This window comes from Peterkaempfera podocarpi (genome assembly GCF_042466665.1).
In the GTDB taxonomy this organism is placed as follows: Bacteria; Actinomycetota; Actinomycetes; order Streptomycetales; family Streptomycetaceae; genus Peterkaempfera; species Peterkaempfera podocarpi.
The window spans coordinates 4,270,375-4,281,210 of the sequence record NZ_CP162102.1; the positions used below are offsets into that span (position 1 = coordinate 4,270,375).

8 protein-coding genes are annotated in these 10,836 nt (G+C 73.7%); 3 read left to right on the forward strand and 5 right to left on the reverse strand.

The features are described 5' to 3' along the window. Positions 1 to 62 precede the first annotated feature (62 nt). On the forward strand, positions 63 to 3,332 hold the full coding sequence (locus AB0761_RS18745) for a PAS domain-containing protein (protein ID WP_377270211.1): 3,270 nt from the start codon (positions 63 to 65) through the stop codon (positions 3,330 to 3,332). A gap of 69 nt (positions 3,333 to 3,401) precedes the next feature. Here the strand turns inward: AB0761_RS18745 and AB0761_RS18750 are convergent, their stop codons facing one another. Beyond that, positions 3,402 to 5,057, reverse strand: a complete 1,656-nt coding sequence (locus AB0761_RS18750) for a long-chain fatty acid--CoA ligase (RefSeq protein ID WP_377270212.1) — start codon at positions 5,055 to 5,057, stop codon at positions 3,402 to 3,404. Positions 5,058 to 5,168: 111 nt separating this feature from the next. Beyond that, positions 5,169 to 6,002: a DUF1906 domain-containing protein gene (locus AB0761_RS18755; protein WP_377270213.1), complete on the reverse strand. Its 834-nt coding sequence runs from the start codon at positions 6,000 to 6,002 to the stop codon at positions 5,169 to 5,171. Between the two features lie 95 nt (positions 6,003 to 6,097). On the opposite strand from AB0761_RS18755, the gene AB0761_RS18760 reads away from it, so the two are divergent. Further along, positions 6,098 to 7,156: a DMT family transporter gene (locus AB0761_RS18760; protein ID WP_377270214.1), complete on the forward strand. Its 1,059-nt coding sequence runs from the start codon at positions 6,098 to 6,100 to the stop codon at positions 7,154 to 7,156. Positions 7,157 to 7,341: 185 nt separating this feature from the next. On the opposite strand, the gene AB0761_RS18765 is transcribed toward AB0761_RS18760, so the two are convergent. After that, the gene (locus AB0761_RS18765; RefSeq protein WP_377270215.1) at positions 7,342 to 7,665 is read right to left on the reverse strand and encodes a hypothetical protein; all 324 of its coding nucleotides are present in this window, start codon (positions 7,663 to 7,665) and stop codon (positions 7,342 to 7,344) included. A gap of 236 nt (positions 7,666 to 7,901) precedes the next feature. Beyond that, the gene (locus tag AB0761_RS18770; RefSeq protein ID WP_377274206.1) at positions 7,902 to 9,311 is read right to left on the reverse strand and encodes an MFS transporter; all 1,410 of its coding nucleotides are present in this window, start codon (positions 9,309 to 9,311) and stop codon (positions 7,902 to 7,904) included. A 218-nt stretch (positions 9,312 to 9,529) separates the two neighbouring features. On the opposite strand from AB0761_RS18770, the gene AB0761_RS18775 reads away from it, so the two are divergent. Continuing rightward, positions 9,530 to 10,399 (forward strand): helix-turn-helix transcriptional regulator, encoded by an 870-nt coding sequence (locus tag AB0761_RS18775; RefSeq protein WP_377270216.1) that lies wholly within the window; start codon positions 9,530 to 9,532, stop codon positions 10,397 to 10,399. A gap of 63 nt (positions 10,400 to 10,462) precedes the next feature. On the opposite strand, the gene AB0761_RS18780 is transcribed toward AB0761_RS18775, so the two are convergent. After that, entirely contained in the window at positions 10,463 to 10,633 is a 171-nt protein-coding gene (locus tag AB0761_RS18780; RefSeq protein ID WP_377270217.1) for a hydrophobic protein, read from the reverse strand. Positions 10,634 to 10,836: the final 203 nt, after the last annotated feature.

Sequence of the window (10,836 nt, forward strand, 5' to 3'; positions counted from 1 at the left end):
GGGGAACGGTGGAAGGGACACCGCGGCACAGCAAGAGTTCAGCCAGAGGAGGACCCCTCGACGTGAGCAGCAGGCCGACCCGAGGCGCTGCTCGCCTCGCAGCGATACTCGATGCGCTTCCCGACGCGCTGCTGCTCGTGAACAGCAACGGCACAGTCGTGGACGCCAACACCGCTGCTGTGGAGAGCCTGCAGGCGCCTGGGACCTCACTGGTCGGGATGGGTGTGCTCGGTCTCCTCCCGGAGCTCGACCCCAGCCGGATCCCCGGCTCGATGCGCCCCACGCCGGCCGACCGGCAGGGCGCGGACACGCCGGTGCGGATGACCGCGCGGCGCACGGACGGCAGCACCCTCCCGGTCGAGGTCTCCTACAACGACTTCGAGGACGACGGGGCCGGCTACGCCAGCACCTCGTACGACCCCTTCCGCAACTCCTCCGGCAGCGGCTGGGCCGCGCCCGGCTACGGCTCCGAGGGGGCCGCCCGCGACCTGCTGCTGATCCTGGTCCGCGACCTCACCGACCGGCTGGGTGTCGAGGCGGAGCTGCGGCGCCAGCACAAGCAGACCGAGATGATCCTGCGCGCCGCCGCGGAGGGCATCGTCGGAGTCGACCTCGAGGGCCGGGTCGTCCTGGTGAACCCCGCCGCGGCCCACATCCTCGGCTTCCGCGCCAGCGAGCTGGGCGGCCGCGAACTGCACCCGCTGGTCCAGCACTCCAGGCCGGACGGCACGCCGCTGCCCGTGGACGAGTCCGCGCTGTCCGACACCCTGTCCTCCGGCCGCAAGCACCGGGTGCGCGGCACGGTGCTGTGGCGCAAGGACGGCCGCCCGGTGACGGTGGACCTCACCACCGCGCCGGTGCGCGACGGTGAGCAGCTGGTCGGCGCCGTGATGACCTTCACCGACCGGACCAAGGAGCTCGCCCTCGCCGCCCGCGGCCGCCATCTGACGGCCGTGCTGGAGGAGGAGCTGCGCGGCTCCCTCGACCAGCTGCGCCGCCGGATCGACGGGCTGGCGGCGGACCCGGCCGGTCAGCTCTGGCCGGAGGCCAACTGGACCCTGCACCGGCTCGCCGACGAATGCGCCCGCTTCTCCCGCCTGGTCGACGGGGTGCTGTCCTACCAGCGCTTCGAGACCGCGGTGGAGAGCGGCAAGGACGCCCTGGACCGCCGCCCGGTGGGCCTGGAGAAGATCGTGCAGCGCGCCGTGGAGGCGGCCGGCGAGCTGGTCGGCACCGACCGGGTGCGCATCTCGCTGCATGCGGCCCCGGTGGAGGTGATCGCCGACTCCGAGCGGCTGGCCCAGGCACTGGCGCATCTGGTCGCCGATGTCAGCGGGGTCACCATGTCGCTGGACGCCGCCGATGCCACGGCCCGCGGCGGGGTCACGCCCTACGGCGGCATGCCGGCGCTGCCCCCGGTCGGCGGTGCCGCCCCCATCGTGGTGATGGCCGCGGCGCAGCGCGGCGACGTGGCCCGGATCGAGGTGCGCGGCGACGGGGACGGCGGCAGCCCGGTCCATCTGCCGATAGCGCGCGGCATGGTGGAGCGGCACGGGGGTGTGCTGCAGTCGCACCGGCTGCCGGACGGCAAGGGCACCACCTATGTGGTGGAGCTTCCGCTGGACCCGGCGGCGGCACGGGCCGCGGCGGAGCGGGCGGGCGCGGCCGGACGTCGCGACGCGCCCAAGGAGACGGACACCGCCGTACTGCCGGAACTCCCCGACGGCATCCCCGCGCTGCCTTCGGCACGCCGTTCGGAGGAGGACGGCGCCGGACCGCAGGACGAGGCCAGGCAGCCCTCCAGGGGGCCCATCGCACTCGGTCCCGGGCCCTCGGCCGGGGCGCCCGCGGAGGACGGCCCGCAGCCGGGCGCCGGACGTTCCCCGGAGGGCCGGCGGCGGCGTGCCGTGCCGGCCGTCGAGGGCGCCGAGTCCTATCCGGGTGACCCCACCCCGCGTGGGCGGGCCAGTGCCGAACCGCAGCGGAGCAGCTCCTTCGACGGGGACGAGGGGCCCGGACCGCGGGCCGCGTCCTCGCGCGGAGCCACCGCCGAGGCACCGGCCGCACTCCCGGCCGGCACCGCCACCGTGGCACCGGAGGCGACGCCGCAGGGCGTCCCCCTGCCCTCGGCCGCCGTCTATCCCGGTCTGGAGCACGCCCTCCCGGCGTCCCCGCCGCGACCGGCCGGGCCTGCGGCGCCGCAGCCCACCGGGCGCCGGCGGCGACTGGCCATGCCGCCGGGCGACGACGCCCCGGCCGACTCCGCCACGCCGGACGGCACCGGCCCGGCCGCGCCGGATCCTGCCCGCCCGGAGCCGGTGGACCCCTTTGTGACCGGCCGGGCGGTGGCCGCGCTGCCGCTGGGCGCCGCCCCGGCGAGCCCGGTACTGGACCTGCCGACCGCTGTGGGCCGCAACGGCAGCGGGCCGTCCGTGCCCGCCGCCAGGGCGCTGGAGGCCGCACCGGCCCCGCACATCCCGCCGCAGCCGATCGCGATGCCGCCGCTCTCCGGGACCGACGACAGTGAGGGCGTGGGCCTGCGGACGGCCGATCAGCTGCCCGAACCGCCCGCTGAGGATCCGTCAGCCGGTGCGGCCGTCTCCGTGGACGGCTCGCCGCGCCGGCTGCTGGTGTGGCCGGAGCCCGATCCGTCCACCAAGCAGGCGCTCAAGGAGCGCGGTTACCGCCCGGTGATCGTGCGGTCCCGCGAGGATGTGGACGCGCAGGTGTCCGCGTCCCCGGCGGCGCTCTTCGTGGACCCGCTGACCGGGCCGATCACCCGTACCGCGCTGCAGTCGCTGCGTACCGCCGCCGTCAACGCCCAGATCCCGGTGCTGGTCACGGCGGGGCTGGGACAGGCCACCCGGGAGGCCGCCTACGGCGCCGACCCGGCGGTGCTGCTGCGGGCGCTGTCACCGCGGGACAGTGAGAGCCATGCGCCCCGGGTGCTGCTGGTGGAGGCCGACCCGGACATCGCCACCGCGTTCTCCTCCAGCCTGGAGCGGCGCGGGATGCATGTGGAGCACGCCGCGTCGGAGAGCGACGCGGTGTCCCGGGCCAGCAGTGTGCAGCCCAACCTGGTGGTGATGGACCTGATGCAGGTGCGCCGGCGCCGGGTGGGCATCGTGGACTGGCTGCGTGCCAACGACCGGCTGCACCGCACCCCGCTGGTCGTCTACACCTCGGTGGACCTCGATCCGCAGGAGCTGCCGCGGCTGCGGACCGGTGAGACGGTGCTCTTCCTGGCCGAGCGGTCCACCAGCGCGGATGTGCAGGCCAGGATCGTGGACCTGCTGGGCAAGATCGGCGCCTCGGGCCCGGACGCGCACTGATCGCGGCCGTACGGCGGTGGTGGCCGCCCGCGGGCCCGGCTCGGTGCCGGGCCCGCGGGCGGCCCGCTGTCAGGACAGCCGGGTGACGTCCAGTTCGCCGTCGGCGTGCTGCCGCCGGATGACCTTCTTGTCGAACTTGCCGACCGAGGTCTTGGGCACCTCGGTGAGCAGCGTCCACCGCTCGGGCAGCTGCCACTTGGCGACCCGCTCGGCCAGGAAGTCCCGCAGCACGGTGAACTCCACCGCCGCGCCGTCCCGGAGCACCACGGTGGCCAGCGGGCGCTCGCCCCACTTCTCGTCCGGCACCGCCACCACGGCGGCCTCGGCGACGTCCGGGTGCGCCATCAGATGGTTCTCCAGCTCGACCGAGGAGATCCACTCGCCGCCGGACTTGATGACGTCCTTGGCCCGGTCGGTGAGGGTGAGGTAGCCGTCGGCGGTGATGGTGCCGACGTCACCGGTGCGCAGCCAGCCGTCCTCGCTGAACTTGTCCTCCGGCCGCAGCGGGTCCTGGCCCGCCCCGCCGAAGTACGCGCCGGCGATCCACGGTCCGCGGACCTCCAGCTCGCCCGCGGCCGTGCCGTCGTGCGGCATCCGCGTCCCGTCGGGGCCGACCAGCCGGGCCTCCACGGTGGCGGGGAAGCGGCCCTGGGTGATCCGGTAGGGCCACCGCTGCTCCGGGGTGAGGCCGGGCGGCACGGTGGCGAAGCTACCCAGCGGCGAGGTCTCGGTCATACCCCAGGCGTGCACCACATCGATGCCGTGGCGCTCCTCGAAGGCGCGCATCAGCGAGGGCGGGCAGGCCGAGCCGCCGATGACGACCATCCGCAGCGAGGAGGTGTCGTACGCCCCGTGGTCCAGCTCGTCCAGCAGCCCGGACCAGATGGTGGGGACGGCGGCGCTGACGGTGGGCCGCTCACTGCTGATCATCTGCGCCAGCGGCTTGGGCTGCAGGAAACGGTCGGGCATCAGCAGCCCGGTTCCCGACATGAAGGCCGCGTGCGGTATGCCCCAGGCGTTGACATGGAACATCGGGACGACCGGCAGCGCGATGTCGCGTGCGGTGAGCCCGAAGGAGTCGCCGGCGATGACCTGGAGGCAGTGCAGATAGACCGAGCGGTGGCTGTAGGCGACGCCCTTGGGGTCGCCGGTGGTGCCGGAGGTGTAGCAGAGGGCGGCGGCGGTGCGCTCGTCGAGGTCGGTGGCCCAGGGGTAGTCGGTCGGGCGTCCTGCGATCAGCTCGTCGTAGTCGTGCACGGTGCCGGCGAAGCCGTCGAGCGGCGCCCGGTCGCCCTGCCCCGCCACCACGATGTGCTTCAGGGTGGGGGCGAGCTGCGGCAGCACCGGGGCGAGCAGCGGGAGCAGGGTGGCGTCGACCAGGATCACCCGGTCGGCGGCGTGGTTGACGATGAAGGCCAACTGGTGGGCCGGGAGCCGCAGATTGAGGGTGTGCAGCACGGCGCCCATGGCGGGTACGGCCAGATAGGCCTCCAGATGCCCGGCGTTGTTCCACATCAGGGTGGCGACCCGCTCGTCGCCGACGACGCCCAGTTCGTCGCGGAGGGCGTGGGCGAGCTGCGCGGCCCGGGCGCCGACCTCCGCGTAGCTGCGGCGGTCGGCGGAGGCTCCGTTCCAGGTGGCGACGGTGGTGCCGGCATGCACGGTGGATCCATGGGTGAGGATCCGGGCGACGGTGAGCGGAACGTCCTGCATGGTGCTGAGCACTCAGGTCCTCCTTGACCGGGCGACTGCGTCGGCCCCGTCGGCCTACCCGCCGGTACTCGGGGTCGTGGCCCGATTCTGGCGAACCCATGGCCCGATTCAGCACTCGATTCGCTATCGAGACCTCCGTGCCACCACCGCCACCGGGGCGTCCACCGTGCTGCGGTCCACGGTGAGGGCGGAGCCGCCGTGCTTCTCCCGGACGTTGCCGCGGTACTGGTGGATCCGGCGGTGGCCGTGCCAGGCACGGGCCGAGAGGCCCTTGGCGCGGCCGGTGCCGGGCCGTCCGTTCCAGTGCGCGTACCAGAGGGTGCCGGGCAGGTCCCTGCGCCCCTTGCGCCGGGCGGCGGCGAGGTCGGCGATGCCGGAGTTGGCGCTGCCGTAGAAGCCGGAGCGGTATCCCCTGCGGTTGAGCCCACGGGTCCAGCCCACGGCGAAGTCGACCACGGCCCGGCTGCACCGGGCGTTGCCCCGGCGGTAGTTCTCCATGTCAAGGTAGAGCGGACTGCCCTTGGCCAGGCCGAGGGCGCGGGCCCGGCGTGCCGCGTCGGCCGCCTGGGCACCGCCCTGGCTGCCCGCGCGCCGGGGGTCGATCCGATGCAGCCGGTGCGCCGATCTGCGGCATGGGGCCTGCAGGCCCGCGTACACCGGAAGCAGCCGCCAGCCCATCCGGTCGACGGCGCGGACCCAGCCGGCGGTGAGATGGGGCTGGGCGCAGGAGCGGTTGGCGCCCCCGAAGTAGATGCCGACGGCCCGGTAATGGGAGTGGCGGAGCCATCGGCGCATGGTCGTCAGGGAGGGTGCGGCGCATGCGTCGAAGCCGTGTCCGGCGAAGGTCCGGACGGGGAGCGGCGCGGCCTGGGCCGGCTGGGCGGCGACAAGCACACCGGGTGGGGCGAACAGGACGAGGACGGCGGCCAGGACGGCCGCTGGGCGCGGGAGATGCACGATTCATCCTGTCCTTTTTCGGATGATTTACCGCTTATCGCCACGCCGAAGTAACGAGTTTGCGAGGGCTATGGTCCTTACGACAGACTGTGCCCATGTCCTCTACCGCCACCGAGCATCTGCTGCCCGGCGTACCCGCCGAGGCCCTCACCGTGCCGCCCTCCGTCAAGGGCGAGCCCGCAGGCGAGCGCGGCGGCTGGCGACGAGAGACCGCCCGCCCGGCGGATCCCGGCACGGCGGCCGGTCCTGCCCACCCCCCACCGGGGCGGTGGACCACGACCCTGCTGCGGCGCCTGGACTCGATCCCGGCGCCGCTTTTCCTTCTGGTGGGCATGGGCACGGTGCAGACCGGCATCGCCCTCTCCACCCCGCTCTTCGGTCCGCTCGGAGTGGCCGGCACCACCTTTCTGCGCCTGCTCATCGCCTCCGCGGTGCTGCTGACCGCGACCAGGCCCCGGCTGCGCGGCCGGTCCCCCCGGGACCTGGTCTCCGCCGTGCTGCTCGGAGCCGCCTCCGCGGGGATGACGCTGCTCTTCGCCGGTGCGGTGGACCGGCTGCCGATGGGCACCGCCGCCACCATCGAGTTCCTGGGCCCGCTGGCGGTGGCCCTGGTGCTCGCCCGCGGCCTCGGCCATGTGCTCTGGGCGGTACTGGCCGCAGCCGGGGTGGCGCTGCTCACCCTGGTGGGCAGCGGCCACGGCGGCGGGCTGGACCCGGCAGGGCTGGTCTGCGCCTTCGGTGCGGCGGCCTGCTACGCCGGCTACATCCTGCTCACCCACCGGGTGGGCGCGGCCTTCCGGGGACTGGAGGGCCTGGCCGTCTCCGTCACCGTGGGCGCCGTGTTGCTCGCCCCGATCGGCCTGGCCCCGGTCTGGCACGGGTTGGCCACCGGGCCGCACCCCTGGGCGCTGCTGTTGCGGGCCGCAGGCGTGGCGATGCTGCTCCCGGTCATCCCCTACGCCCTGGATCTGACGGCACTGCGCCGGCTTCCGCAGCGGGTCTTCAGTGTGGTGGTCAGCATGGAGCCCGCGGTGAGCGCGGTGGTGGGCCTGGTGGTGCTGGGGCAGCGGATCGGTCCGGCGCAGGCGCTGGGCATCGCCTGTGTGATCACTGCCAGTGCGGGGGCCACCCTCACCGGGCGCGACCGGGGCTGACGCAGCCCCGACCCGTACTGGCCCGACCCGCGCCTCCCGGACCCGCGCCGCCCGGACCAGTGCCGCCGCCTCCGGGCGCGGCACGCCTGCGGGGCGGGCGCCCATGGCGCACCGCCCCGCGGGTCCGGCCGACGGTGACCCTTTCCGCAGCCGGTGGCTGTTCATCCGTGGTGCCGGGCCGTCGGTCAGCCGGCCGGCTTGGCGAAGTGGATGTTGAGGTTGTTCTGCGCGGCGTACACCAGGCCGGAGTTGCCCTTCACTCCGAGGGTGTTGTTCTGGTTGGAGGCGCCGGAACCGGTCGCGGTCTGCTGCGTCCAGTTGTAGTTGCCGTCGAACGGACCGAAGACATTGCCGCTCCCGGTGTCGGCCACCACGGAGCCGTTGGAGCCGTTGGCGGCGCCGACTCCATTGGCGGCCTGTGCGGCGCCGGCGCCGGCGAGCAGCAGCGCCGCCGTGAGCGGTACGGCTACCAGCAGGCCGGCCAGGCGGGCGGTGCGGGTACGAGCCATGAGGTCCTCCAGAGGCTGGAAGTGGAACGTGCTGTGCGGTCTCACTCGGCCAGACGTGGACCGCAGGCTGCGACGCCGCTGACCAGGATTCCGCAACAAATCGACATAGCTCCAGCCCTGACAGGTCATTTACCTCCTTGGTGTGACATCACACGCCAAAACCTCCAACGAGCCACCATCTGCGCCGTGACGCTGGGCCGTCCGGGATCACCCGAACGGACCGCCGTACCGCAGACTCACCGCACCGTGCGCGGCAGCCGGGTGGAGAGCAGCGCCACCACCCCGGTCGCCGCCAGCTGCAGCACCAGCACCAGGGCGACCGCGTTGCGCATGCCCAGCGCCCCGGCCGGGGCCAGCGAGAGGAAGAGGGTGCCCAGTGTCGCCACACCCAGCGCCAGCCCGGACTGCTGGGTGGTGACCAGCACCCCGCTGCCCACTCCGGCCCGCTCCACCGGAACGTCCGCCAGCACCACCCGGAAGAGCGGGGTCATCACCAGGCCCTGGCCGGCCCCCGCGAGCGCGGTGCCCGGCAACAGGTCCAGCGGGCCGAGGCCCGGCCAGCCGCGCAGGAAGGTGATCACCAGCACCACCAGTCCGACCGCCTGGAGCAGGGCTCCCACGGTGAGCGTCCGGCTGCCGTAGCGGGAGACCAGGCGCGGCCCGGTCAGCGACGCCGCGAAGAACCCGACCGCCATCGGCACCAGGGCCAGACCAGCCGCGACGGGACCCAGCCGCAGCCCCTGCTGAAGCGCCACCGCCACCACGAACATAAAGCCGCCGAAGCCGGTGAAGAACGGCAGCCCCATCGCCAGTCCGCGGCGCATACCGGGCACCGCCAGCAGCGACGGCGGCACCAGCGGCACCTGGCCGGCCCGCTCCGCGCGGCGCTCCACCACCACGAAGGCGGCGGCCGCGAACGGGAACGCACCCAGCATCAGCCAGCTCCACAGCGGCCAGCCGACGGCCCGGCCCTCCATCAGCGGGACCAGCAGGGTGAGCAGGGAGACCGCCAGCAGCACGGTGCCCGCGGCGTCCACCCGTGCGGGGTGCGGGGAGCGGCTCTCCGGGACGGCGCGCAGCGCCAGTACGGCCGCGGCCAGCGCGACCGGCACATTGACCAGGAAGATGGCGCGCCAGCCGGTCCCGAACAGGTCGGCCGAGACCAGCACCCCGCCCAGCACCTGCCCGATGACCACCGAGATGCCGCCGACCGCGCCGTAGCGCCCCAGCGCCCTGGCCCGGCGGTGCCCGGTGGTGGTGGCCTGGATGGTGGCCAGCACCTGCGGCAGCATCAGCGCCGCCGCTGCGCCCTGGGCCACCCGGGCCGCCACCAGGGTGCCGGCCGTCGGGGCCAGCCCGCAGGCCAGCGAGGTGACGGCGAAGGCCACCGCACCGGCGGCGAAGAGCCGGCGGCGGCCGAAGGTGTCGCCCAGCCTGCCGCCGAGGACCAGCAGGACGGCGTAGGCGATGCCGTACCCGGCGACCACCATCTCCAGCACGGCCGGGCCGGCGGCCAGATCACGGTCGATGGTGGGCAGGGCGACGTTCACGATGAAGAAGTCGAGCATCGGCAGAAAGGCGCCAAGCAGCACGGTGACCAGGCCGAGGGCGCCGAGCTGCTGCTCCTCGGCGGCCGGCCGGGCCATGGGTCCCGGGTCGGTGTGGTGCCCTTTGACGCGGATCACCCGGGGGCGCACGGTGGCCCGGGAGGGGAGTGCGGCGGTGGCCGCGGGTACGGCGGTTCGGTCCGTGGTCTTGTTCACGACGTCCACGATCCGCCGGTCGAGAGACTGGTACCAGAGTGTGCTTATCCAGGTATAAGAAGTACCTGGCAAGAGGATCCGCGATGCTTCATCCTGGGATTATGACCACAGTCACCCTCCGTGGGACGTCCGACCGCACCGACGAGGTGCGCCGCCGGGAGCTGGCGTCGTTCCTGCGCAGCCGCCGGGAGCGGATCACCCCCGAGCAGGTGGGCCTCCCGAGCGGCGGCCGGCGCCGCACTCCCGGGCTGCGGCGCGAGGAGGTGGCGCAGCTCTCCTCGGTCGGTGTCACCTGGTACACCTGGCTGGAGCAGAGCCGGGACATCCAGGTCTCGGCCCAGGTGCTGGACGCCATCGCGCGCACCCTGCTGCTCGACCCCAACGAGCGCACCCATCTCTTCGTCCTGGCCGGGGTCACCGACCCCTCACCCGGGACGACCTGCGCAGCGGTGACGCCGGCGCTGCGGGAGATGCTGGTGCGGCTGGAGCCGCTGCCGGCCTGTGTGATCAACGCCCGGTACGACATCCTGGTCCACAACCGCACCTACGGCCTGCTGGTCGACAACCTGGACGCCCTGCCCTTCGAGGACCGCAACATCATGTGGCTGGCCTTCACCCACCCCGCGTGGCGGCAGGCGCTGGTCGACCGGGATGTGGCGCTGGCCTCGATGGTGGCCAAGTTCCGGGCCGCGATGGCCGACCATGTCGCGGAGCCGGCCTGGAAGGCCATGGTGAAGCGGCTGCTGGCGGCCTCTCCCGAGTTCGCGGCCGCCTGGGAGCGGCATGAGGTCGCCCAGCCGTCGGCCAATGGTTCAAAGCGTTTTCTCAACTCCCGGGTGGGGCTGCTCAATTTCGACTTCAGCTATCTCTGGCTGCAGCCCCAGCAGGGCAGCCGCATGATCACCTACACCCCGCTGGACGACGCCACCCGCACCCGGCTGGATCTGCTCCAGGCGGCGGCCGGCGTCTGAACGCACGGCAGGGGCCCCGCAGAACAGCGGGGCCCCTGTGTGCCGTGCGCCGTGCCGACGCCGCTACCAGCGGTACCAGCGGCCCCTGGCGCCGGATGTACCGGCGCCTCGGAAGAGGAATCCCAGGGCCCAGACGATCAGCACGATGACGGCAAACCACCAGAGGACCTTGACGGCGAAACCGACGCCGAAGAGCAGCAGCGCCAGCAGCAGAACAAGAAGCAGGGGAACCATGTCTTTACCTCCTGGCTCCGCGCTTGCCCCCGCCGGTGGCGTTCATGCACACCCTGCCGGCAGCGGTGATCAGCCGGTGCCGGGGCGCAGCGTCCGTACCCGACCCCGATGCCGGACTGGGCAGGCCCGGGTGCACCCACCGGAAGGAGCGCGGACAGCCTGGTCGGCTGCTCCCCGAGGAGCGCCCCCGGTTCCCGGCCGGC